Consider the following 23,868-nt stretch of genomic DNA (forward strand, 5'->3'; position numbering starts at 1 on the left):
CATTGAAAAGGTTTCAAGTTTTTCCTAAAAGGTACGGTGTTTTTCCATATATATTTATGATTTATCTGGCTCTTCCGACTTTTTACATGAGGGAAGAACAAGGTCTTAAAGCAGTGATTGGCTATGCTCTAATACTGCTTTTCCTTGTTACGTACCGGCAGTTGTATTTTCTAGTCCCTTTTAAAAAGTTCTCTATTTGGCTTGTATTACAATTTGTCATTCTGTTTATTCTAAGTATTTGGTTTAATCCTTTCAACATGTTTATGGGTTTTTTTACAGCAAATTTTATTGGCTGGTTTCCTGATAAAAAACTATTTAAAATGGCGTTGCTGTCTTTTGCAGTAGTGATGGCTTTACCGATATTATATTTTACTTTACAAGGACATTTATCTGACTTTTATTTCTTTTTTCCTTTTCTTATTGTGATGCTTACTACTCCTTTTGGCATCCGTTCGATGAACACAAAGATGGAATTGGAGCAGAAGCTTGATCAGGCAAATCAACAAATCAAGGAATTGATCAAGCGTGAAGAACGAGTACGAATTGCAAGGGATTTGCACGATACACTGGGACATACACTATCGCTTATCACACTGCAAAGTCAACTTGTACAAAGACTGACGGAGAAGGCCCCTGAACGTGCGAGGCAGGAGGCAATGCAAATTGAATCAACTTCACGCTCTGCGTTAAGCCAGGTTAGAGAACTCGTATCCGAAATGCGTTCCATTACCATTTCTGAAGAAGTAGCAGATATGGAGCAAATTTTAACAGCTGCTGGAATGGAGTTTCATGTTCAAGGGTATGTAGATTTTTCCCATATTCCTTTATTGCAGCAAAACATAATAGGGATGTGTCTCCGGGAAGCTGGAACAAATATTGTTAAGCATAGTCAGGCTAAAAAATGTATTGTAACGTTTGAAGATATGGAAGGCTTTTTATCTATTTCTATAAAAGATGATGGGGTAGGATTAAGCGAACATCATCAAAAGGGCAATGGTTTGAAAGGAATGAAAGAACGTCTTGCTTTAATAGAAGGGACGTTTACGATTAGTTCAAATAAAGGAACATTGCTTACAATCACCATCCCTATTATAAAAAAGCAAATTGGAGTGGAGGACGCCTATGATACGCATAGTCATTGCTGAGGATCAGCGAATTTTAAGGGGAGCACTCGGGGCGTTACTGGACTTTGAAGATGATTTGGAGGTAGTAGGTCAAGCTGAAAATGGTGAAGAAGCATTAAAGCTTGTAAAGGAACTTAATCCGGATATTTGTCTAATGGATATCGAAATGCCGTTGAAAAGTGGGCTTGAAGTGGCGAGTGAGTTAAAACAAGAAGGATCTTCAGTCAAGGTCATTATATTGACCACTTTCGCTCGCCCCGGCTATTTCGAAAGGGCCATGAAAGCAGGTGTTCACGGATATTTATTAAAGGACGGATCAATTGATGAACTGGCCAGTGCCATTCGAAATGTAATGAAGGGAAAGAGGGAATTCTCTCACGAATTAATAATGAACTCTTATAACAAAGATAACCCGTTAACGGAACGCGAACAAGAAATTTTGAAATTAGCTGCCGAAGGAAAAACAGGCAAGGAAATATCGAAAACATTATTTTTATCTCAAGGAACTGTAAGAAATTATATGTCTGAAATTCTTCAAAAATTAGAATCCAAGAATAAAATCGAAGCCATATCCGTTGCCCAGGAGAAGGGCTGGATTTAAAAAGGGATGTTCCATCTTTATGGAACATCCTTTTATGTACCTTTAGCCATGTCAACATGCCCTTTTCAATTTGAATGAAGGTCACGTTGAGTGGTTCAACGTGACCTTCTCCCTATTATTTCATGTTGAAGGTCACGATGAGTGGTTCAATGTGCCCCTGTTCTCTGTTATTTCATGTTAAAGGTCACGATGGGCGGTTCAATGTGCCCTCGTTCCCTATTATTTCATGATGAAGGCCACGATGAGCGGTTCAATGTGCCCCTGTTCTCCTCTTTTTCATGAAAAAGGTCACAATGAGCCGCCCAAAGTGCCCAACATCATATAAAAGCCTTCAGCACTTTCCCATTGAACATCCAATCCAAAGCAGTCATTAAGATATAATTTAAAAAGTCTAAATAGCTTTCGCCTTAATAAAAAATCGATGCTGCTTTACATCAAAATATCCCTTTTCTTGGATTAATAGGTGAATTTCATACAATTTCTTTTTTTCTTTTTCTACATTAAAGTCTGGTGCTTGCCAAGGAATCGCTTTTAAATAATAGACTAGTGCTCCGATGTCAAAAAACCTTTGAACCGGAAATTCTTCACTGCTTTCTATTATCTTAAAACCATTGTTCTCCAAGTCTGTTGCAGCCTTATCTAAATTCCAATCGATAAATTCCTCATTATAAGGCAAGCCAAGTGCATCGTTAATCTCATGGCAATCCAATCCGCCAACCTGTTGAGTAAGGAACATGCCTCCAGTTGAGATAACTCTACGGATCTCTTGATTTGAATACGCTTCGTGCTTATTTAAGATTAAATCAAAAAAACTATTTTCAAATGGTAAATTGTGATCGTCTTCAATTTTAAAAACCTTTACTCCAACTGGTTCAAGACGATCCTTTGCAATCGGGACATTTGGTTCATAGCCTTCGGTTGCATAAATGGTTTTAGGAAAAGGACGCAGCATCGACAGAAATTCCCCACCGCCAGTACCCATATCAAGCATCGCCGATGAATTTCCAATTAAAGTGAATGCCTTGCTCCCATATGACCAAGTAAGGGGCTCACTATCTATTCTTCCCGTCCCATTTACATAGGAAAAATCCCAACCGGAAAATGGCTTATTACTGCTTTCGATTAAATGCTCAAATTTTTTATCAAGTAACATAATCAAATTCCTCCCGAATCATTAAGTGGCGGAGACTCCTTAGACAATAGTATAATGGTCCTGAGTGTGATTTTTATAAAGGGGTATTTTTCTTGAAAAATTTTAGATTACATTTAACTTTAATAATAATCGCTTTTTCCATTTTTATCTCTTTTATCGTAGCTTTTTTTGATCAAGTGAAGTTGAAGAATAGATTAATAGATGAATATGCGACTAAACTAAGTGCAACAGAAGAAAGTATCATCGAATCATTACATACAATCGATAAGGCATACATGCTCTTTGACGATGACATCGCTAGAAAAATGAAGAAGAACTCTGATGAATTACTTGCTCTTTACGAAAAAACACCTGATTTTAATGAATGGAATCTTCAAGCGCTAAAAGCTTATTATGAGATGGATATATACATAATAAATGAACAAAATGTCATTATACATAGTAGTTTCGAAGAGGATGTTGGCCTTAATTTCCGTGATTGCTGTAGGCGTCTATCCGAACTTCTCGATCAAAGGAGAAGTGAAGGTATATTTGTTGATGATGGGATGGACATCCAACAATCGGATGGTGAAATAAAAAAATATAGTTATGCCCCGACCCCGGATAAAAAGTACATAATCGAGTTAGGTGCATCTTTATCAGATGGAGAAATCTTTCAGCATTTTAATTTCCTTCATTTAGCAAAAGGACTCGAGAAAAAATATACTTTTGTAAATAATATCAATATATATAATCGTGGTGGGCACCTTTTTCTACTCAGTAAAACGAATGAACAACAAGATATGAAGCCGTCATCCGAAAGATGGTCATTTTTTAGAAAGGCCCTTGAAAGTGGAAAGCCTGTAGAAGTTAAAGGAAAATGGCAAGGCCTTGATGTTAAGTATCGATATGTTCCTTATGAAGCAATTATGAAAAGAGGGGTCTCAACGGATAGGGTTGTCGAAATTATTTATAATGAGGCGCCCCTCGATAAAGCTTTAATGGATAATACAAAACAATTCGTTGTGCAGCTGCTTGTCATTTTTACTGCCGCCATATTACTTTCCCTTTTTATTGCTCGCTGGATAGAACGACCAATGTTTCTGGCTTTCCATGACAGCTTAACAGGGTTAAAAAACCGAGCGGCTTTTGAAGATTTAATAAGGGGGCAATTGGAAAAGAAAAATATAAACACTGCTTTAATGATGATTGATCTTGACAATTTTAAACTTGTGAACGATCGGTTAGGTCATTCGGAAGGTGATCGTATTCTCAAAATTACGGCAGATACAATAGCCTCTTTTTCTGGGAAAAAGGATAATGCGGTTAGAATTGGCGGAGATGAATTTGGTGTTATATTCTCAAATGTTCAGGAGGACGATATCAGGATTATCGCTTCAGGAATGCTAAATATTATGGAGCAACGTTTCCATGATCTTCCGAATAACATCAATGTATCCATGAGCATAGGAATCGCGTTTGCCGACGTACAGGAAAATGTTGATTCATTATATGCAAAGGCGGATAGTGCTTTATATCGTTCAAAAAATAATGGAAAAAACCAATATTATATTTATAAATCTAGTCCTTATCATGATCGTACTATTATTGTACAATAATAGTACGATTTTTTTAGGAGTTGGAATATATGTGGGAAGAGTTTAAAAAGTTTGCTATTAAAGGAAATGTACTAGATTTGGCCGTTGCTGTAGTCATCGGAGCTGCCTTTGGAAAAATCGTTTCTTCGCTGGTAGATAACATCATTATGCCGTTAGTTGGTGTATTGTTAGGTGGTAGAAGCTTTGAAAAACTATCAGTCACAATTAATGATGCTGATGTTAAATACGGATTGTTTATTCAAAGCGTAGTCGACTTTTTCATTATATCCTTTTCAATTTTTATGTTTGTAAAAATATTAAATAGCATAAAAAAGAAAAAGGAAGAAGAAGTTGTAGAGAAGAAAATAGAGGTAGCACCAGAAGTAGAACTGCTGGCTGAAATTAGGGATTTATTAAAAGAACAAAAACAAGAAAAAGCTGAGAATTGATACAAAAATACCACACATGTCCTTGTGTGGTATTTTTGTAATGAATTAAGCTTCTTTAGATACTTGAATTTCCATAGTTACTTTAATGTCATCTCCAACAAGGACGCCGCCTGTTTCAAGTGCTGCGTTCCAAGTTAAACCGTAATCACTGCGTTTGATTTTCCCTTCAACACTAAAACCTGCTTTTTCAGCGCCGCTCATTGGGTCTTTTGCAAGTCCTTCGAATGTAACGGTGAACGATTCAGGCTTTGTTATACCGTGCAAGGAAACATCTCCTGTAACAGTGTATTCATCTTCGCCTTTTTTCTCAATATTTGTTGACGTAAAAGTCAAGTGTGGATATGTTTCAACCTCAAAAAAGTCGGCTGAACGAAGATGATTGTCACGATCCTCGTTTCGTGTATCAATGCTTGCCACATCAATCGTAAAATTCAAGCTTGCTGTAGTAAGATCAGTTGGATCCGCTTGGATATCAGCTGAAAATTGGTTGAAAGAACCTTTAACTTTAGATACCATCATATGTTTTACCGAGAAATCAACATTGCTATGCGCATTATCAAGATTCCATTTAGAAATTGTCATTTTATTATTTCCTCCTTCATTATGTTATTACAAAAAGTAAGTAACTGATATTATTATAGTTGTTAACAAATAAAATGTAAAGTGATTTATTTGTTTTTTGACTTTAGCTTTTGAAAAATTAATAATGGAAGTAAGATATCCAAAAAGAGGTGTGTCATGACTATGCGAATGGTGGATTTGATTGAAAAGAAGAGGGACGGAGGACATCTTAACAAAGAGGAAATTAATTTTATCATTGAGGGGTATACAAATGGTACGATTCCTGATTATCAAATGTCTGCTTTATTGATGTCTGTATTTTTCAATGGGATGTCCGCCGAAGAAACGGCAGAAATGACAATGGCGATGGTGCAATCGGGAGATCAAATCGATTTGTCTGGAATTGGAGGAATTAAAGTCGATAAGCATTCGACCGGCGGTGTAGGCGACACGACGACATTGATATTAGCTCCACTTGTGGCAGCCCTTGGAATTCCTGTCGCAAAAATGTCAGGCAGGGGATTAGGGCATACGGGCGGAACAATCGACAAGTTGGAAGCAGTTCATGGTTTTCATGTGGAAATTCCTGAGGAGCAGTTTATTGAATTAGTCAATCGCAATAAAATTGCGGTTATTGGCCAATCAGGAAATTTAACACCGGCTGATAAAAAAATATATAGCCTTAGAGACGTGACCGCAACTGTTAATTCCATTCCCCTCATTGCCAGTTCCATCATGAGTAAAAAAATCGCAGCGGGTGCAGATGCGATTGTTCTTGATGTGAAAGTTGGTGCAGGCGCCTTTATGAAGCAGCTTGATGATGCAAGGGAGCTAGCGCAAGCTATGATGGAAATTGGAAACCAAGTGGGAAGAAAAACATTGGCCGTCATTTCGAATATGGACCAGCCTCTTGGATACGCGGTCGGAAATGCACTAGAAGTAAAAGAAGCCATCGAAACATTAAAAGGAAAAGGACCTCGAGATTTGCATGAACTTTGCCTTGTGCTCGGCAGTAAAATGGTTGTTCTTGCTGGAAAAGCCGATTCCGAGGATAGTGCTCGTGTAATGCTTGAAGAAGTGATTACTAACGGAAAAGCCCTTCAAGTATTTAAACAGTTTTTATCGTCCCAAGGTGGAGATGCTTCGGTCGTAGATGATATAAATAAGCTGCCGCAAGCTAAGTATAAAATTCCTGTAAATGCGACAAAGAGTGGTTATGTAACAGGCATTGTCGCTGATGAGATTGGTGTAGCGGCGATGCTTTTAGGAGCTGGCCGAGCAACGAAGGAATCCGAAATCGATTTAAGTGTAGGAATTGTTTTACATAAAAAAATTGGGGATTTAGTTGAGGCAGGAAAGAGCATTGCTACAATTCATAGTAATACTGAACAGGTCGTCGAGGTCATAAAGCAGATTACAGAGGCATATGATTATTCCATAGATAAACCCTCTCCATTGCCTTTGATCTATACGATATGAGAATTTTCTATGTGGGCTTTCGTGGTGAAGGCTCTTTTTTCTTGTCTTGCTACAGCGCCTATCGACTAGCAAACTTCCTGTCCTTTTCCCTACGATAAGTCAACATCAGCTCGTGCCTCGCTGTGTTTCCTTTATCTCAGTCAAAGGCCCTGAAGTTTGTACGTCGATGAACAGGCGCATTCGCATTTCTTGCTTGTCAATCAAATTTCTGAATGATAAGATAAGTGATAATGATTATCATTATTATTTAAGGAGGCTATCCATGCTAGCAGTAAAGTCGATTGCTGACATCATCCGAGAAAGAACGTCTGTTAAAAACGGCTACGTCGATAAGGAAGTTAGTCTGGAACTTGTATTGTCATTATTAAAAGATGCCGTTTGGGCGCCAACACACGGGGTTCGTGAGCCATGGCGTTTTATTTTCATTTCGAGAGATCGCAAAGATGATTTTATTGAAGTGATTTTACAATGTCATGAGAAAGACAAGCATGAAATTATTAGGAATAAATTTGTCAATGTACCGGCATTTTTGGTTGTCATTATGAATGTAGACCCTCGGCAAAAGGTATGGGAAGAAGACTTTGCTGCGACAAGCTGTATGTTGCAAAACCTTCAGCTACTCGCTTGGGAACAAGAAATTGGGATGGTCTGGAAAACACCGATCCATATACATGATCCGAAATTCCGACAATCACTTGAAGTCGCACCGGGAGAAAAAGTTGTTGGAGTATTAAATATTGGCTATTTTGATAAAGAAATCATTGCAAGAAAAATACGAAAAAGAACAGACCCCTCAGAAAAGCTGGTCTCATTTTAAGCGTTGTTTTGCATTTCTTGTTTATGGGTATGACAGATACAAGACCCTTAAACAAGGAGAGATTATCATGGACGAGCATAAGGAAGTTGAAAGGACTGAAAGGAAGTCAGATTCCAGTAAAGTAGCTTCCACTTTTATAAAATACGCCGCTTATTTAATCATCTTTTTTGGAATCCTATGGTTTATAATCAGTTATTTAATCCCGATGATTCGCGGATAAGACTACAAAAAACAACTTTGCCATGAAGGCAAAGTTGTTTTTATTTTTGCAAAAGTTTAACTGTCGACTGTGCTCATCAAGCTTTAACTCACTAAAAGGGGCTTCCGCTTTTGATTCTTTCACATTTTCGCCATTGACCGCGCATATGTATTGTTATATAGTTTAGTGGGTCAACTATTGATGAGGTGAACTAATATGAATAAAGAAAGAGCCCAACTTATTTTCGATCGTTACATGGATATTTTCATGCATGGTACGAAGAGTATATCTACATTAATGTCGGAACAGCTGATGGAAGAACTGTCGCTTGAGCAGTTTTCGCTTGTACGTTTGCTGTACATGAAAGGACAGGTACGTGCTTCTGAACTTGCAGAAAAGCAGCTTGTACATAAAAGTGCAATTACGGTGAGAGTCGATAAGCTCGTTAAAAAAGGATTAGTCGAGCGGCAAAGGGATGAGAAAGACCGCAGAAATGTTTACTTGGGTCTGACGAAAGAAGGAACAGAACTTTATAAGTCTATCGAAAGTAAAGTGAATGAATTTGTCGATACAATCGTAAAAAAAATACCAGAAACGGAGATGGAAAGTTTTCTTAATGTATATGTAAAAATAGCTGACTATATAGAGAATTACAAGGGGGAAGAAGAATGAGATCGATATTAAGATTTAGATGGGCAATCCTTGCGATTTGGATTATTTCAGCGATCGTCCTTATGATGAATTCCCCCAATATGGCTCAATTAATTAGAGACAAGGGGCAGCTTGAAGTTGCAGATGGTTATCCTTCTAAGGCCGCTTCAGAAATCGTTGCGAAGCATTCTTCAAAGGAAAAAGGAACGAGTGCCTTTATCGCCGTTTTTCATGATAATAAAAAGTTTTCCGATTCACAACTAGCAGAAATTGAAGCAACAATGGAAAAACTGGAAAAGGATCAGTCACAACTAGGCATCAGTAATATTACAACACATTTTACAGACGAAGCCCTTAAAGATCAACTTGTTTCAAAGGATGGGAACACCATCATTGCCTTGCTGGATGTGAAAATGGGCGATAAAGAAATCAGAGATGTAAGGGATCTGCTGGATCAAGCAGTTGCCACAAAAGATGTGGATACTTATTTGACCGGGAATGCATTAATTACGGAGGATGTCATCATCAGTTCTGAAAAAGGTTTGGCCAAGACGGAAGTGATTACCGTCATCTTTATCATGGTGATCCTTTTACTTGTGTTCCGCTCGGCCGTTGCTCCGTTTATTCCGCTCCTTACAGTTGGAATGACGTATTTGGTGAGCCAAGCGATTGTCGCGTTTTTGGTGGATATACTTAATTTTCCAGTTTCTAATTTTACACAAACCTTTATGGTGGCGGTTTTATTCGGAATTGGGACCGATTATTGTATATTATTGCTTAGTCGTTATAAAGAAGAACTTTCAAATGGGCTGGATACTCAATCCGCCATCGTCGCCACATACAAAACTGCTGGGAAAACGGTTATTTTTAGTGCCATTGCTGTCATGATTGGATTCGCATCCATCGGTTTTGCCACTTTTAAACTTTACCAATCAGCCGTTGGGGTGGCGGTCGGAGTTTTCATCTTAATGATTGCGCTCTTTACAATCGTTCCGTTTTTCATGGCTACACTGAAAACAGCATTATTCTGGCCGGTGAAAAAAAATATCTCCCATTCTGAAAGCAAACTATGGGGATGGATGGGAAATCTCGCTATTACAAGGCCGCTCATTGCGCTCGGAATTGTTGCTATGTTTATCGTACCGCTTCTTGTTAGCTATGACGGGGATCTATCTTTTAATTCCCTTGATGAAATTGGCGATGACTATGATTCTGTGAAAGGATTTAATCTCGTAGCAGAAAACTTCGGGCCAGGGGAAATCATGCCGATCCAAGTGGTGCTCGAAAACGATGATTCGATGAAAACGAAGGAGTATGTCACTTTAATAGAATCAATTAGTAATAGATTGGAAAACCTAGACCATGTAAATAAGGTCCGTAGTGTCACACGCCCAACAGGCGATAAAATTGATGACCTTTATGTGAAAAATCAGGCAGATCGACTTGGGAAAGGAATTGGAGAAGGAACTGAAGGGATTGCTACAATCAAAGATGGTCTCAATGAAGCAGCAACTTCTATTAAAGACTCAAAGCCTGAAATTGAAAAAGCGACTGCTGGAATTGGCGAGTTAAATGATGGAACGGAAAAGTTACAATCTGGAGTCGTGGAGCTGCAAACTGCATTAAGCTCCATTGAAAATGGAATTCGCCAAGGAACAGCTGGGGCAGGTGATTTGAAAAAAGGTGCTTCTGAAGCTAGTAAAAAAGCACGGGAGCTTCAAGGCGGCACTGCCCAATTATTGTCTGGCTACGAGCAAGCTCAAGGTGGTCTAGCAAACCTAATTAGTGAATACGAAAAAGTTCCTGCCACATTAGAAGGTGCTCAAGGTAAGTTGATGTCCCTTGAAAAACCGCTCACGAAGCTCATTCAAAACCATCCGGAAATTGCGCAGGATCCAAATCTAGGAAAAATCCAAACAATCATTGGTGACGCTACAAAGCAAGTTGCCATTGCAAGTGGAACAGTTTCGGCATTAAACGCAGAATTGGAAAAGGTGAGTGCTGGACTGAAAGAGGCCAGCACAAATTTAAGTGAAATCAGTGGTGGATTAGGTGAATTTTCTAAAGGGTTAAATGAGATTGCAAATGGATTGGAAAAGCTTCAATCAGGCTTAGGTCAGGCAACAAATGGACAGCATCAAGTTGTTAAGCAAATTCCTTCGATTGCATCTGGTCTTGGTGACATCGCCAAAGGTCAAGAACAGCTAAAAACGGGCTTCGGAGACATGGGTGGACAGCTCGAGGAGTTGAGTGATGGCCTCGCTCAAAGCAGCGAAGGTCTTGGGAAAATTGAAGATGGATTTGGGGAAGCCGAGAATTATTTAGCTAATTTAGCTAAAGATACAGACTTACAACAGTCCGGCATTTATATACCTGATGAACTTTTAACAGATGAAGAGTTTCAAAGAGTATTCGATATCTATATGTCAAAAGACGGTAAAATGACGACGATGGATGTCGTGCTTGATTCAAATCCATATGCAAAAGAATCGATGGAGATGATTTCAGAAGTCGAAAAAACAGTGAAGGACGCAACGAAAAATACAAAACTGGAACAAGCGAACGTAGGAATAGGCGGGGTTACGAGTATTAACCACGATCTTGAGGCAATGTCCAACTCCGATTATACGAAAACAGTTACGTTCATGATGATTGGAATAGTTCTCATCTTGATTATTTTACTCCGTTCACTCGTCATGCCGATTTATATTATTGCATCACTTCTATTAACTTATTATTCTTCCATTGCGATGACGGAAGTAATTTTTGTAAATATTTTGGGATACCCAGGAATCAACTGGGTTACACCATTCTTCGGCTTTGTCATCCTGATTGCCCTTGGGGTCGATTACTCAATCTTCTTGATGGATCGTTTCTCTGAATATAAGGAACTAGATGTGAAGACAGGCATCATGATGGCGATGAAAAATATGGGTACTGTCATTATGAGTGCCGCCGTCATTTTAGCAGGTACCTTCGCTGCTATGCTTCCATCAGGCGTCTTATCGATGCTGCAAATCGCAACGCTTGTATTAAGTGGATTATTATTTTACGCTCTTATCATATTGCCTCTATTTGTACCCGTCCTAATCAATATGCTCGGGAAAGCAAACTGGTGGCCATTTATACCTAAAAAAATAGATAGATAACTTTTTCCCAAAGGGTGATTCCTTTGGGACTTTTTATAACAATTTTGTGAACGAAACTGCACTTTAGTGTGATTTTTGTAGTGAAACTTAGTAATACCAACGGTTCATCGGAATTTCACTATTAGGACAGGCTGTCAACATTTCCTTATAAGTGTGATTTATATCATAGTTAGAGTGCCATTTTACTTTTAAACTTAAATTATAAAAGTTCAAGGAGGAGTTAAAACTATGAAAAAAATGATGTTGGCTTTCTGTTTAGTGATTTTATCCGCCCTTTTATTAGGTGCTTGTGGCAGTAAAGATAGTGGTGCCGCCGAAGGAAATGGAGAGGTAAAAGAATTCACGATAGATGCAACAAACTTCGAATTTGATTTAAAAGAAATCAAAGTAAACAAAGGAGATACTGTAAAGGTAACTCTTAAAAACACAGAAGGAAATCATGCAGTAAAATTTGATGGCTATAACCAAGAGGTACAAGGAGACAAAACGATTTCTTTCGTAGCAGATAAAACAGGAGAATTCAAATACGAATGTTCTATTTTCTGTGGCGCCGGCCATAGTGACATGGTTGGAAAATTGATTGTAGAATAACAAAATCGAGGCTGTTCCTTACATGGAACAGCCTTAATTTATGATCTGGTCTAGCAATTTCATCAATTAATCTAAAACCTTCATCAATTATTACGGCAATCTCATCAATTACCATCGAGCCGTCATCAATTAATCCAGAACGATCATCAATCCCTGCCCGAATCTCATCAATCATTTTAAAAAAGACATATCCCCATACCCTATTAATTCTCTATCATATCTTGATTACTAGCACCTGGCGGGACAATTGGATATACATTAGCCTCTTCATTTACATAGAATTCCATAATGACTGGCCCCTCTATTTTAAAAGCGAGATTAATAATGGCATGTGCCTCTTCGATTGTCCTTGCAGTAAAACCATGCGCTCCAAACGATTTCGCCAATGAAGCAAAGTCAGGTGAACTTATGCGCACCGCTGAGTATCTATTATTTAAGAACAATTGCTGCCATTGTCTCACCATTCCGAGATAGCCATTTTTGAGTATAGCGACTTTTACATTTAACCCTAAGTCTACTGCAGTCATAATTTCTTGCATATTCATTTGAAAACTTCCATCTCCGCTAATGCAAACTACTTGTCTATCAGGGCTTGCGACCGCTGCCCCTATGGCGGCCGGGAATCCATATCCCATTGTTCCAAGACCACCTGAAGTCAAAAAGGAGCGAGGTTTTGTAAAAGTGTAATGATGTGCAGTCCAAATTTGATGTTGTCCAACGTCAGTAGAAATAATTGCATTTTCATCGGTTGCTGCATCAATATAGTGGATTACTTCTTGGGGTGTCAAAACTTCGTCTTCTTTATGCTTAAACGCGGGCGCTTGTTTGGACCAACCACTAATTTTTTCGAGCCAAGCAGTATGTTTATTTTCAGATACACGTTTCAGGATTCCATACAGTGCATATTCCACCGAACCTGAAACCGCTAGGTCAACTTGGACATTTTTATTTAATTCAGCGGGATCGATATCTACTTGAATTTTAAATGACTTTGGTGAGAATGTTTTTTTACTGCCTGTAACTCGATCACTAAAACGCATTCCTAAGCATATTAACACATCAGCACCTTGGACAGCACGATTGGCGGCAACGGTACCATGCATTCCAACGATTCCCAGAAACAATGTGTGATCGACTGGAAAGGATCCAATGCCCATTAAAGTGGAAGTTACGGGAATATCGCACCGAGTTGCGAGTTCAAATAATAAGGATGGACCATTTCCCGCTATGCAGCCGCCCCCCGCAACGAGTACTGGACTATATGCCCTTTTTATCTGTTCCACCATTTCATCAAATTCTTTTTCAGAAATGGATAGGCACGGTTCATATCCTTGTATGTGAACTTGGTCTTTCTGCGGTCCATCATAAGATTCCAGTTTGTTTGTCATAATATTTTTCGGGAAATCAATAAGAACCGGACCCGGACGTCCCGTATTTGCGATATGGAAAGCATCCTTTATAATCCGTGGAAGATCAGCGATATCCATGACCATATAATTATGTTTTGTTATATTCATCGTCATCCCATAAATATCGACTTCTTGAAAGCTATCTAGACCGAGTAAGTTCGTAGGGACTTGACCAGTCATAATAAGCAGCGGAACCGAATCCATATAGGCAGTGGCAATACCGGTTACAGCATTGGTCGCGCCGGGTCCACTTGTCACAAGAGCTACCCCTGGTTTTCCTGTTACTCTTGCATACCCATCAGCCGCATGGACGGCAGCTTGTTCATGTCTTACTAGAACATGATTAATTCTATTGCAGTCAAATAAAGCATCATAAATTGGCAGCACGGCGCCACCAGGATATCCAAAAATAGTATCGACATCTTGTTCAATTAAAGATTGTATTAGTATTTGCGCCCCATACATTATCTGTCATCACTCCTATGAAAATCCGTGGAATATGTAGAAAATTCAGTTTTTGTTATAAGAGATACTTTAACAGATAACGATAGTTGGCATTGTGACTCACATCACAATAAAATTTAAAATAAAAAACGATAGCCCTATAGCTATCGTCCAGAATAGAGGAATGAAAAATCCATTCCTCTTTATTGAATTATTTGTATTCCATTTGTTCCTTCAATGCTTCAACATCTGTTATAACGATACGATTTCGATCCACTTTCAAAATATTGTCTTTTCCAAGCTGGTTCAAAAGTCTATTGATCGTTTCTCTTGTCGTGCCGACAGAGTTGGCGAATTCTTGGTGGGTCATTGGCACGTTAATAATAATGGTGTTTTCTTCCTTCTCCACTCCGTGCTGCTCCGCCAGTCTTAAAAGAAAAGAGAGTGCCCGTTGTTTAACATCTTTTCCAGATAACACCTGCAATCTTTGCTGAAGCTCCATAATGATGTCACCCATAACACGCATCATTTTAATACCAATGGAAGGAGTATTCATCATTAAGTGTTCAAACATTTGCAGTGGAATCGCTAAAAGCACTGTATCTACAATTGTTTCAGCTGTTGCGGGATAAGGGTTTTGATTGAAAAATCCGGTGTGGGGGAACATATCGCCAGCCTTTAAAAAAGAAACAATTTGTTCATGCCCATTTTCATCAGTTTTGTATGTTTTAACTAATCCTTGTTTAATAAAATATACAGCTTCTTTCTCACTGCCTTCAGAAAAAACAATGGATTTCTTTGATAATGATCGAGATATTGTAATTTCTTCCACTTTCTCAATTTCCTGTTGGTTTAAATCATGAAACAGGGGAACATTTTTCAGAGATACAGTCGTATTATTTTTTTTCATTAAATCCCAACTTCCTCTTATTCTCTTTTTAATTATAACGCAGCTTACATATTTTTTCTCCTTTTCTCAAGTACGTATTTATAAACAACAAAAAAACGGCAGCTATAGCATACCGTTTTTGTATTATATAAATTAATGGCCACCGCCGCAGCTTCCACCACATCCACAGCCGCCTTTTTTAATTTCCCTTCGTTTCGGAACAGCGCCGAGTTCAACTGTTTTTTGAAAATATTGGTTTATGATACTTTGGAGATCATTAAATTCCCTCTGAGCATATAAAAATTGGCGAATACTTTCGTTATTAAAGAGTTCAAGTTCTTCCTCATTATAATCGCTAATTTCTTCTTCTGTTAGTTCGATCCCGTGTTGCTCTTTATCGTACAGATATTTCTGCTTCTCCTTAAAATGCTCGTATTGCTCAATTGCATTCTCATTTTCGTAAAATTGACTCATCATGTACTTCAAATCTGTATATGCATCTTGTTCCAATAATGCGGCACAAAGTTTTTCCATATATTCAAAAACAGGTTGTTTGTCTATTTTGATAATCATATGTATCGCCTCTTTCTCAATTTTATTTAACTTTACATCTCTTTCTTTAGAAATACTGTGATTGAACTCACATTTCCCTTTTATTTGACAGAAGAAGCGTAATCAGAAAAACTGATATTGAATAGGACGTATTTTGAGGTGAGGAAATGAATACAACAAAGCGAAAAGTTCCGCCACATTTACATATTTTAAAACTATCCTTTTCTTTTTTTGCGAGCGGGATGCTGCTTTTTTTAATTGGTATGGTTGCGGCCATTTGGTTTATACCTGACCTTATTCAGTTCGAATCATTTCGAAACTCAATGGGATGGTTTTTAGCCCATGTTTTCTTGTTAGGGTGGGCGACAATGGTCGCAATGGGAGCGAGCTATCAGATTACGCAAATTGTCTTAGTGACATCTCTATATAGCAGAACAATTGGGTATATCCATTTTTTCTGTTATTTAGTTGGATTCATTGGATTAGTAAGCGGCTTTTTTATAAATATGAAACTCATTGTTTTGGGAGGAAGTTTCATTGTTATTGGTGGATTCCTTTACGTTTTCAACCTTTGTATGACTTTTATTCGAAAAAGAATCTGGAATGTATTTGTTTTTGGAGTGACCCTTTCGCTGACAGCTTTCTTAATGACGATTTTCCTCGGAATTGCGATGGGCCTTGGGTATGGATATGGGGTGGATGTTGAGAAGTATGAGGCAGTTTTTAAAAGTCACATGTGGATGGGGATTGCCGGTTGGTTATCGGGATTAATTATCGTCTATAGCTTCAAATTGCTTCCTATGTTTTATGTGTCAACAAAAAAAGTAACTACATCGTCTTATTGGATCATCGGGTTTTATCATATAGCCGTATGGTTGCATGTCGTCTCTTTTTGGAATTCATTGAACTGGCTCGCCAACCTTGGTACGTTTTTCATAATGGGTGCAATAGGCTGGTTCGTTTTTTATATCTTTCAAGTCCGAAAATACAGAAGAGGGAAACTTCCGATTGGAACAGTCAGGGTCGCTTTTTATCTTATTCCCATAATGTATTTTCTGTTTTTATTATCGAATATAACAGACGCATTTCAGGAAGAATTTATCATTATACTCATTTTAGGGTGGTTTTCCTCTTCAATCTTAAGTTATCTGTATAAAATCATCCCTTTTTTATGGTGGCCATATCGTTATCGGACGAAGGAAGATCGAAAAACAGCTGTCCTTTTATATGAAATGTTGCCTGGGAATCGGATGACTTTAGAACTTTGTGTGTATTTATTAGGCATAACCGTACTAGTCATTGGATTTGTTTTTAAGTTCACTTTAGTCGCCGTTCTTGGACAAATATTGGCAGTAAGCTGTGTCATTATTTATATAGTGGAGCTGCTTAAGGTATTTCGTTATTAATTCTCCTTTTAAAAAATATAGGATTGTGTGACTTTCATCACAGAATGAATTTATTTTTTTTAGTAGCCTATGTTTAACGGACCTATCCGCAAGAAAGGAGATCAATACGTGATACCTTTATTGAAAGAAAGAGACTATAACGAGAATCCTTTTATCGTAATTTGGGAAGTGACAAGGGCTTGTGCTTTGAAATGTTTGCATTGCCGTGCGGAAGCACAATATAAAGCAGACCCTCGGCAGCTTTCCTTTGAAGAAGGAAAAAGGCTAATTGATGATATTGCTAAAATGGATAATCCTTTATTTGTTTTTACAGGGGGCGATCCTTTAATGCGTCCAGATTTATATGAGTTGGCTAAATATGCAATTGAGGAGAAAAAATTACCCGTTTCCATGACACCTAGTGCTACGCCAAGAGTAACGAAGAAAGCGATTGAGAAAGCAAAAGAGGTCGGATTGTCGAGATGGGCTTTCAGTCTTGATGGCTCTTGTGCAGAAATTCACGATCATTTTAGAGGAACGAGGGGTTCCTACGATATGACGATGAGAGGGATTGAATATTTAAAGGAACTTCAAATCCCTATTCAAGTAAATACAACTGTCTCCAATTATAATCTTCATGATCTAGAAGCGATTTCCGAAAAGGTTAAGGAAATGGGAGCTGTGTTGTGGAGCTTATTTTTCCTCGTGCCAACAGGAAGAGGGATGCAAAAAGATATCATTACACCGGAACAGCATGAGGAAGTAATGAAGTGGTTGTATCAAGTGCAGCAAAAAATGCCGTATGGAGTAAAAACAACAGAAGCACCACATTATCGAAGAGTGTTTATGCAAGAGAAAGAACGTTTAGGTTTGTCTAATACAGAATTGAAACGACCTGATTTCTTAGGCCGCGCTCATAAAAGTGTGAATGACGGAGATGGTTTCGTATTTATCAGTCATATTGGTGATGTGTATCCGAGTGGCTTTCTACCAGTTGTTTGTGGGAATGTTAGGGAACAATCATTAATCGATATTTATCGCAACTCACCTATCATGAAGCAATTACGCGACAAATCATTATTAAAAGGAAAATGTGGTGTTTGTGAATTTAAAGAAATTTGCGGCGGGTCCAGAGCAAGAGCCTATGCCGTTACGGGTGATTATTTAGAAAGTGAACCGTATTGCTCATATATCCCAAAAGCGTGGGAATCCAAAATCGGTCACGAAGGATGTGTCTAATATGGAGACCCCACGCGGGAAAAAGGTTGTCATTGTAGGTGGAGGCATCGCTGGTTTGAGTGCTGCCTTTTACACGAAAAAAATATTTGAAGAGCAGCAAGTGCCCGTAGAAATCAGTATCGTAGAAAAAAGTGATCGCTTAGGAGGCAAAATCCAAACACTTCATCACGAAGGATTCATTATCGAAAAAGGTCCCGATTCCTTTCTAGCAAGGAAGCAACCAATAATGGAGCTTACAAAAGAATTAGGACTTGAAGATGAACTAGTTGGAACGAATCCAAATGCAAAGTCTACCTTTATTTTAAATAAAGGTAAACTTCATCCAATGCCGCCGGGTCTTGTTCTTGGAATCCCGACAAAAGTGGTTCCCTTTATCAAGACAGGCTTAATATCACCTCTTGGAAAAATTCGCGCAGCGATGGATTTAGTTTTACCAAAAAGAACTGGTGGCGACGAATCTTTAGGTCATTTTATTGAACGGAGACTTGGGAAAGAAGTATTGGAAAATATAACAGAACCTCTTCTCTCTGGAATTTATTCTGGTGACGCAAGATTCCTTAGTATAAATTCGACATTTCCTCAATTTAAGTTAATGGAGGAAAAACATCGCAGTTTAATAAAAGGAATCATGACTAGTCATCATTCGCCACAGCCTATAAAAGGATTGCCAGAAATAGCAAAGAAAAGCATGTTTCTCAGTTATAAAAATGGGCTATCTACATTAGTCGATCGCCTTGAGGATGTTTTACGGCCGATTGAGATCATTAATGGTCAAGGAGTAGAAAAATTAACGAAATGTGAAAAGGGATATAAGCTAATTCTTGAAAATGGTACAGAACTCCAAGCTGATGGGTTGATTTTGGCAATGCCAACTTCAAAGGCAGCAACATTATTGCCAGGTTTTAAATGGCTAGAGGAAATTCCGTACGTATCAGTGGCAAATATTGCCTTAGCCTTCAAGAAGGAAGATGTCCGTTTTCCATTAAGTGGTTCCGGATTCCTCGTTCCCCGTAAAGAAGGAAGGACGATGACTGCATGTACATGGTTATCGTCAAAATGGCTTCATACTACACCTTCAGGAAATGTTCTTTTTAGAGTATTTGTTGGACGGGCTGGTTCGGAGGGGTGGCTGAAATTATCTGATCAAGAGCTTCTGTCCGCCGTAAGCAAGGATTTACACGATATGATGGGAATCACGGCGAAGCCTTTCTTTTCTGAAATTACACGCTGCCTTGACTCCATGCCACAATATCCAGTTGGTCATAAAGAACAGCTGAAAATGATCAGAGAGCAATTAGGAATCAATATGCCAGGCATCTTTTTGTGCGGTGCAGGGTACGATGGCGTCGGAATCCCTGATTGCATTCAACAAGGGAAAAAAGCAGCAATGGAAACTTTCGATTATTTAACTGCTCTGTGAAGGCTTAAAAGAGATGTTTACGTAATTACTTTTAGGGGATTCCCGATTAAAAACGGAAGATCCTGGTTTTAGTCGACAATAACAGGATAATTCTCGATTAAAAAGGGAAGCCGCAAGTTTTAGTCGAGAAAAACAGGATAATTCTCGATTAAAAAGGGAAGCCGCAGGTTTTAGTCGAGAATAACAAGATAATTCTCGATTAATAAGGGAAGCCGCAAGTTTTAGTCGAGAATAATAAGATAATTCTCGATTAAAAAGGGAAGCAACAGGTTTTAGTTGAGAATAACAAGATAATTCTCGATTAAAAAGTGAAGCTGCAGGTTTTAGTCGAGAATAAAAGGATAATTCTCGATTAAAAAGCGAAGCCGCAAGTTTTAGTCGAGAATAACATGGTAATTCTCGACTAAAAGGGGAAAAGGCATGGTTTCATCGAGAATAATAGTCTTATTTACGATAATAATGAGGAAGCACTATGTTTTGCGGAATCAACATATTCCCTATTGAGAATTGTTTTCAATTATGTGATGGAAATCACAGTAACTCATTCCAATCCCGCTTAAACTAATGAATGTAAACAATAATCCATAGGAGGAATAAAAAATGTCAACTATAACGGAAACAGTCAAGGTTACAGAATACCCGCCACATTTAAAGCATAAGGTGATTTTTGAAACGTTTAAAAAGCTAAGTCCTTCAGAAGCGATGCTTATTGTTAATGACCATGATCCAGTTCCTTTACAATTTCAATTTGAATCCATGTTCCCTGGTGAATTTGACTGGGAATACATTGAGCGGGGACCTGAGACATATCAAATTAAGATAGAAAGACTATAATTGCCGGGGAGGCCGGTTACCATGGCAAACGTAGAAATCATAGATGAAAAAACAATAAAAATTTTTGTATCGATTGATGATGCGATTTCAATGGTTCAAGAAGCAGCAACGAACATTGAGGAATATGCTCATGATATCGTAACAATTTTTGAAAAAATGCCTGTATTCCAGTATACGTATTTTTGTTTTTATGCGTACGACAGTGCAAAATTATTTGAAAAAATGCTCGGAATGGATCCAAAGCAATATTTTTCTTTTTCAATGGATGCACCTGACAGCTTTTTTTACTCACTTTACGGTGGGATGGCGGGCCTTTATTCAGAGGCGAAAAAATATGAGGCAGCAGCTTAACTAGCTACTGCCTGTTTAGAGGTGATTCCACATTGGAACAAGAAAATCGGAATATCGTTGAACTGGACGTTCGACCTCATTTACGAAAAAAACTTGAACCGTTTCAACTAATCATGGACACAGTCAAAGAATTAAAAAAAGACGATATCTTTGTTCTTCACGCCACTTTTAAACCTACTCCGTTATTAGGCATTTTAAAGGTAAGGGGCTTTGTAAACAAAGTGGAAAAAATAGAAAAAGACCACTGGATTGTCACTTTTGTTAACAAAAAGAATAAGCATTTATTGGATTTGGATGAGTCAGATATACATGAAAAACCTCGTCCAACGGCAAGAAGGTTAGCGGATGGATCATCAAAAACATTTACGTTGGATAATCGAGGATTAGAACCGCCTCAACCGATGATGCGCACTCTTGCCGCATTAGATCGCAGTCTTCCAGGCGATGAAGTTCATATTCACAATGATCGGGTTCCAGTTTTTCTAATCGAAGAATTAAATAGCTTCGGTTACCCTTTTGAAGTAGAAGAACAAGAAGACGGATCGGCAAAAGTTAGGATCAAAAAAGTATAAAAGGGGGCGAGAAAAAAATGTTCCGACTCCCATTTTTATTCATTATTACAGGAATGATCGGTTTTGTATTTTTTCATATCATCTCGCTAGTTTCACTATCTGAGTGGATCAATATGGGGCTCAGAGGACCAAGCGGCTGGTTTCATACCCACTTATTTATTCTTGGTTGGGCGACGATGCTTGCGATGGGAGCGGTCTATCAACTTATCCATGTCATTCTTCAATCAAAAATATATAGTGAAAAACTAGGATATGTTCATTATGCATTCTTTACAATTGGGTTATGTGGTCTTTTGTATGGCTTTTGGAGTGGAAAAGTACCGATGATTGCTGGGTTTGCCACGGTTACCTTTATTGGAATTTTGTTATTCGCTTGGAATATGGCGGTTACGTTATTTCGGGCAAAGCACTGGGATGCCATTACAATTAGTGCTGCATGCGCAGTTTTATATTTAGTGCTTACTGGGATGTTCGGAATGGCGATGGGGTTGAATTTTTTAACAGGAAATTTGGCTTCCTTTCACGAAAGATTGTTCGGAGCTCATATTTGGTTAGGAACGATTGGTTGGTTTGGAATGCTTATAACTGGATTTAGTTATAAAATGCTGCCAATGTTTTATCTTTCTCACCATTTTCCAATCAAATTACAAAAAGCAACATTAATCGTATGGAATATTGGGGTTATATCAGGTGTGGCGTCCTTTCTTTTGGGAGGGAATATTTGGACTAAATGGATCTCTCTACTGTTCGTTACAATAGCGATTGTCACCTACAATATCCATTTACTGCAAATCAAAAAACATCGCGTCAAGCAAAATCCAGGTCTCGGAATCAAATGGTCCGTTTATGCTAGTCAAGCACTTATGGTTTTTGCGATTGGTATGACAATATACGCTTTATTAATTCCTGATCAATTGCTTCATTCGAAGTCAGTTACTTTGGCAGGATGGATTTATATTGGCGGCTGGGTGTCGTTTACGATTCTTTGCTATGCTTCAAAAATTGTACCGTTTTTATGGTGGACGCATAAATATGGACAGCATGCCGGAAAGCCGGGAACACCATTAATGGCTGATTTGCTTAATGAAAAGAAAGTGGAATATGGCTTAATCCTAGTAGCCCTTTTCATTATGTTTATCTTTGTTGGGATTGCTTTTAATGCTGCATTATTCATTGCAATTGGTGGATCTGCCTTCTCGCTTTTTTCAATCCTTTATATGATCTTGATTGGCCGGGTCTTTGCACATTAAAGAAAGGGAGCGTATATGGAAATGGAAGAACATATTGAGGAATTATTACGATATGTATATGATCCTGAACTTGGCATAAACATTGTTGATCTAGGTCTTGTTTACGATATACAGCATCATGATGGTCACGTCTATATAAAAATGACATTGACAACCCCGGGATGTCCAATGCACGATACGATCGTAGGCGGAGTAAAATACGTTTTAAAAGAAAAACTTGAAACGGAAGATGTAGAAATAGATCTTGTGTGGGAACCAAAGTGGTCACCAGAAATGATTAGTAGAGAAGGAAAAGATATACTAGGGATTCGATAGTTGCACTTTTAATCACGTTCAGCGAATATAAAGAAAAGAACATAAATCGGGGGTAACGATGTGGTTCCAATCGCTGAACAGGAAATACCTATAAAACTATTAAACATAATAGGGAAAATAGAGCAGATGACGTTTCCAGATCAGGGATGTACGTCGAATGTAGGGATTGTTAAGGGGGAAAATGGGGTTTTTGTTTTAAAACGATCAAAGGGAGATCGATTTGCTGGATGGCTTGAACGAGAAGCATTTATCTTAAAAAGTTTAAGCGAAACGCATCTGCCCATTCCTGTCATTCATGCATTTGAAAAGAACTCGGAACTCAATGAGTCTTGGATGTTAATGAATTATATTCAGGGTGAAACGATGGGTGAAGCGTTGCAGAAAGAAACAGATCCAGAAAAGAAACGAGGCCTCATTTATCAATTTGGAAAAGTACTGAAGGAGATTCACTCTACAAAATGTCCGGAAGAAATCTATCAACCAGATACAATATGGCTGGATAAAATCTTTGATAAGGCTGAAATAGAATTAAAGCTTTATGACTTAGACGGTACACCAGAGCTTTTGGAACAGTTGAAAAGAGAAAAACCGAAAACAATCGAGCAAACTCTTATCCAAGGGGATTTTACAGTTGATAACGTCCTTGTTCATGATGGGAAAGTTTCTGCCGTCATCGACTGGAGCGGGGGAGCATACGGAGATCCAAGGTTTGACGTGGCACTTGCCATTCAGCCTGATGAAACTTTTTTTACAAGTGAAGGAGATAAAAAGGCCTTTTTTGAGGGATATGGGGAAAAGATTATCACCGAAAGCGAATATGAGTATTTTGCGAATGGCGTATATGAATTTTTATAAGA

At 38.3% G+C, this 23,868-nt stretch carries 24 protein-coding genes; 19 read left to right on the forward strand and 5 right to left on the reverse strand.

The features are described from left to right. Window positions 1–2 precede the first annotated feature (2 nt). Both NQ185_RS12890 and NQ185_RS12895 read left to right on the forward strand, forming a co-directional pair. Complete coding sequence (locus tag NQ185_RS12890) at window positions 3–1,145, forward strand: sensor histidine kinase (RefSeq protein ID WP_307000929.1); 1,143 nt, start codon at window positions 3–5, stop codon at window positions 1,143–1,145. Next, window positions 1,123–1,725, forward strand: coding sequence for a response regulator transcription factor (locus NQ185_RS12895; RefSeq protein ID WP_257582292.1), 603 nt, complete (start codon window positions 1,123–1,125; stop codon window positions 1,723–1,725). Before NQ185_RS12890 ends, NQ185_RS12895 begins: the two co-directional genes overlap by 23 nt. 391 nt (window positions 1,726–2,116) lie before the next feature. On the opposite strand, the gene NQ185_RS12900 is transcribed toward NQ185_RS12895, so the two are convergent. Beyond that, a complete protein-coding gene (locus NQ185_RS12900; protein WP_257582294.1) occupies window positions 2,117–2,878 on the reverse strand; it encodes a class I SAM-dependent methyltransferase in 762 nt (253 codons plus the stop codon). 92 nt (window positions 2,879–2,970) lie between these two features. On the opposite strand from NQ185_RS12900, the gene NQ185_RS12905 reads away from it, so the two are divergent. Both NQ185_RS12905 and mscL read left to right on the forward strand, forming a co-directional pair. Continuing rightward, window positions 2,971–4,476: a GGDEF domain-containing protein gene (locus NQ185_RS12905; RefSeq protein WP_257582295.1), complete on the forward strand. Its 1,506-nt coding sequence runs from the start codon at window positions 2,971–2,973 to the stop codon at window positions 4,474–4,476. A gap of 29 nt (window positions 4,477–4,505) precedes the next feature. Beyond that, the gene (gene mscL, locus NQ185_RS12910) at window positions 4,506–4,904 is read left to right on the forward strand and encodes a large conductance mechanosensitive channel protein MscL (RefSeq protein WP_257582296.1); all 399 of its coding nucleotides are present in this window, start codon (window positions 4,506–4,508) and stop codon (window positions 4,902–4,904) included. Window positions 4,905–4,949: 45 nt separating this feature from the next. Here mscL and NQ185_RS12915 read toward each other — a convergent pair whose 3' ends face one another. Then, on the reverse strand, window positions 4,950–5,486 hold the full coding sequence (locus tag NQ185_RS12915) for a YceI family protein (protein WP_257582297.1): 537 nt from the start codon (window positions 5,484–5,486) through the stop codon (window positions 4,950–4,952). Between the two features lie 162 nt (window positions 5,487–5,648). Here NQ185_RS12915 and NQ185_RS12920 point away from each other — a divergent pair, with 162 nt between their 5' ends. The 6 genes from NQ185_RS12920 (at window position 5,649) to NQ185_RS12945 (ending at window position 12,351) form a co-directional block, all read left to right on the forward strand. Beyond that, window positions 5,649–6,944, forward strand: coding sequence for a pyrimidine-nucleoside phosphorylase (locus NQ185_RS12920; RefSeq protein ID WP_257582437.1), 1,296 nt, complete (start codon window positions 5,649–5,651; stop codon window positions 6,942–6,944). 262 nt (window positions 6,945–7,206) lie between these two features. Further along, complete coding sequence (locus tag NQ185_RS12925; protein WP_257582298.1) at window positions 7,207–7,761, forward strand: nitroreductase family protein; 555 nt, start codon at window positions 7,207–7,209, stop codon at window positions 7,759–7,761. A 67-nt stretch (window positions 7,762–7,828) separates the two neighbouring features. Beyond that, window positions 7,829–7,981: a hypothetical protein gene (locus NQ185_RS12930; RefSeq protein ID WP_257582300.1), complete on the forward strand. Its 153-nt coding sequence runs from the start codon at window positions 7,829–7,831 to the stop codon at window positions 7,979–7,981. Between the two features lie 195 nt (window positions 7,982–8,176). Beyond that, window positions 8,177–8,632, forward strand: coding sequence for a MarR family winged helix-turn-helix transcriptional regulator (locus NQ185_RS12935; RefSeq protein WP_257582301.1), 456 nt, complete (start codon window positions 8,177–8,179; stop codon window positions 8,630–8,632). Next, window positions 8,629–11,760 carry an MMPL family transporter gene (locus tag NQ185_RS12940; RefSeq protein WP_257582302.1) on the forward strand — a complete coding sequence of 1,044 codons (3,132 nt, stop codon included), beginning with the start codon at window positions 8,629–8,631 and terminating at the stop codon, window positions 11,758–11,760. The genes NQ185_RS12935 and NQ185_RS12940 overlap by 4 nt, the downstream gene beginning before the upstream one ends. A gap of 228 nt (window positions 11,761–11,988) precedes the next feature. Beyond that, on the forward strand, window positions 11,989–12,351 hold the full coding sequence (locus NQ185_RS12945; RefSeq protein ID WP_257582303.1) for a cupredoxin domain-containing protein: 363 nt from the start codon (window positions 11,989–11,991) through the stop codon (window positions 12,349–12,351). Between the two features lie 203 nt (window positions 12,352–12,554). Here the strand turns inward: NQ185_RS12945 and ilvB are convergent, their stop codons facing one another. From ilvB to NQ185_RS12960, 3 genes are all read right to left on the reverse strand, one after another. Then, complete coding sequence (ilvB, locus tag NQ185_RS12950; RefSeq protein WP_257582304.1) at window positions 12,555–14,225, reverse strand: biosynthetic-type acetolactate synthase large subunit; 1,671 nt, start codon at window positions 14,223–14,225, stop codon at window positions 12,555–12,557. A gap of 190 nt (window positions 14,226–14,415) precedes the next feature. Further along, complete coding sequence (locus tag NQ185_RS12955) at window positions 14,416–15,114, reverse strand: Crp/Fnr family transcriptional regulator (RefSeq protein ID WP_257582305.1); 699 nt, start codon at window positions 15,112–15,114, stop codon at window positions 14,416–14,418. A 132-nt stretch (window positions 15,115–15,246) separates the two neighbouring features. Continuing rightward, a complete protein-coding gene (locus tag NQ185_RS12960; protein ID WP_257582306.1) occupies window positions 15,247–15,666 on the reverse strand; it encodes a YlbF/YmcA family competence regulator in 420 nt (139 codons plus the stop codon). 146 nt (window positions 15,667–15,812) lie between these two features. On the opposite strand from NQ185_RS12960, the gene NQ185_RS12965 reads away from it, so the two are divergent. The 9 genes from NQ185_RS12965 to NQ185_RS13005 all read left to right on the forward strand — a co-directional run bounded on the left by NQ185_RS12965 (window position 15,813) and on the right by NQ185_RS13005 (window position 23,866). Then, window positions 15,813–17,051, forward strand: coding sequence for a cbb3-type cytochrome c oxidase subunit I (locus NQ185_RS12965; protein ID WP_257582307.1), 1,239 nt, complete (start codon window positions 15,813–15,815; stop codon window positions 17,049–17,051). 108 nt (window positions 17,052–17,159) lie between these two features. Beyond that, window positions 17,160–18,269: a TIGR04053 family radical SAM/SPASM domain-containing protein gene (locus NQ185_RS12970; protein WP_257582309.1), complete on the forward strand. Its 1,110-nt coding sequence runs from the start codon at window positions 17,160–17,162 to the stop codon at window positions 18,267–18,269. 1 nt (window position 18,270) lies between these two features. Further along, on the forward strand, window positions 18,271–19,689 hold the full coding sequence (gene hemG, locus NQ185_RS12975; protein WP_257582311.1) for a protoporphyrinogen oxidase: 1,419 nt from the start codon (window positions 18,271–18,273) through the stop codon (window positions 19,687–19,689). A 600-nt stretch (window positions 19,690–20,289) separates the two neighbouring features. Further along, window positions 20,290–20,523: a DUF2249 domain-containing protein gene (locus tag NQ185_RS12980; RefSeq protein WP_257582314.1), complete on the forward strand. Its 234-nt coding sequence runs from the start codon at window positions 20,290–20,292 to the stop codon at window positions 20,521–20,523. Window positions 20,524–20,544: 21 nt separating this feature from the next. Then, on the forward strand, window positions 20,545–20,874 hold the full coding sequence (locus tag NQ185_RS12985) for a hypothetical protein (protein WP_257582315.1): 330 nt from the start codon (window positions 20,545–20,547) through the stop codon (window positions 20,872–20,874). A 32-nt stretch (window positions 20,875–20,906) separates the two neighbouring features. After that, window positions 20,907–21,446: a DUF2249 domain-containing protein gene (locus NQ185_RS12990; protein ID WP_257582316.1), complete on the forward strand. Its 540-nt coding sequence runs from the start codon at window positions 20,907–20,909 to the stop codon at window positions 21,444–21,446. Window positions 21,447–21,463: 17 nt separating this feature from the next. Continuing rightward, entirely contained in the window at window positions 21,464–22,696 is a 1,233-nt protein-coding gene (locus NQ185_RS12995; RefSeq protein ID WP_257582317.1) for a hypothetical protein, read from the forward strand. A 15-nt stretch (window positions 22,697–22,711) separates the two neighbouring features. Beyond that, complete coding sequence (locus NQ185_RS13000) at window positions 22,712–23,011, forward strand: metal-sulfur cluster assembly factor (protein ID WP_257582318.1); 300 nt, start codon at window positions 22,712–22,714, stop codon at window positions 23,009–23,011. Between the two features lie 60 nt (window positions 23,012–23,071). Further along, window positions 23,072–23,866: a phosphotransferase family protein gene (locus NQ185_RS13005; RefSeq protein WP_257582319.1), complete on the forward strand. Its 795-nt coding sequence runs from the start codon at window positions 23,072–23,074 to the stop codon at window positions 23,864–23,866. Window positions 23,867–23,868: the final 2 nt, after the last annotated feature.

Source organism: Lederbergia panacisoli, from assembly GCF_024626525.1.
In the GTDB taxonomy this organism is placed as follows: Bacteria; Bacillota; Bacilli; order Bacillales; family Bacillaceae_C; genus Lederbergia; species Lederbergia panacisoli.

Coding starts and splice junctions, on each gene's coding strand:
- NQ185_RS12920 (WP_257582437.1), top strand. CDS start 5,649: ATGCGAATGGTGGATTTGATTGAAAAGAAGAGGGACGGAGGACATCTT.
- NQ185_RS12895 (WP_257582292.1), top strand. CDS start 1,123: ATGATACGCATAGTCATTGCTGAGGATCAGCGAATTTTAAGGGGAGCA.
- NQ185_RS13000 (WP_257582318.1), top strand. CDS start 22,712: ATGGAAATGGAAGAACATATTGAGGAATTATTACGATATGTATATGAT.
- NQ185_RS12925 (WP_257582298.1), top strand. CDS start 7,207: ATGCTAGCAGTAAAGTCGATTGCTGACATCATCCGAGAAAGAACGTCT.
- NQ185_RS12985 (WP_257582315.1), top strand. CDS start 20,545: ATGGCAAACGTAGAAATCATAGATGAAAAAACAATAAAAATTTTTGTA.
- hemG (WP_257582311.1), top strand. CDS start 18,271: ATGGAGACCCCACGCGGGAAAAAGGTTGTCATTGTAGGTGGAGGCATC.
- NQ185_RS12940 (WP_257582302.1), top strand. CDS start 8,629: ATGAGATCGATATTAAGATTTAGATGGGCAATCCTTGCGATTTGGATT.
- mscL (WP_257582296.1), top strand. CDS start 4,506: ATGTGGGAAGAGTTTAAAAAGTTTGCTATTAAAGGAAATGTACTAGAT.
- NQ185_RS12960 (WP_257582306.1), bottom strand. CDS start 15,666: ATGATTATCAAAATAGACAAACAACCTGTTTTTGAATATATGGAAAAA.
- NQ185_RS12980 (WP_257582314.1), top strand. CDS start 20,290: ATGTCAACTATAACGGAAACAGTCAAGGTTACAGAATACCCGCCACAT.
- ilvB (WP_257582304.1), bottom strand. CDS start 14,225: ATGTATGGGGCGCAAATACTAATACAATCTTTAATTGAACAAGATGTC.
- NQ185_RS12945 (WP_257582303.1), top strand. CDS start 11,989: ATGAAAAAAATGATGTTGGCTTTCTGTTTAGTGATTTTATCCGCCCTT.
- NQ185_RS12935 (WP_257582301.1), top strand. CDS start 8,177: ATGAATAAAGAAAGAGCCCAACTTATTTTCGATCGTTACATGGATATT.
- NQ185_RS12955 (WP_257582305.1), bottom strand. CDS start 15,114: ATGAAAAAAAATAATACGACTGTATCTCTGAAAAATGTTCCCCTGTTT.
- NQ185_RS12930 (WP_257582300.1), top strand. CDS start 7,829: ATGGACGAGCATAAGGAAGTTGAAAGGACTGAAAGGAAGTCAGATTCC.
- NQ185_RS12915 (WP_257582297.1), bottom strand. CDS start 5,486: ATGACAATTTCTAAATGGAATCTTGATAATGCGCATAGCAATGTTGAT.
- NQ185_RS12900 (WP_257582294.1), bottom strand. CDS start 2,878: ATGTTACTTGATAAAAAATTTGAGCATTTAATCGAAAGCAGTAATAAG.
- NQ185_RS12965 (WP_257582307.1), top strand. CDS start 15,813: ATGAATACAACAAAGCGAAAAGTTCCGCCACATTTACATATTTTAAAA.
- NQ185_RS12995 (WP_257582317.1), top strand. CDS start 21,464: ATGTTCCGACTCCCATTTTTATTCATTATTACAGGAATGATCGGTTTT.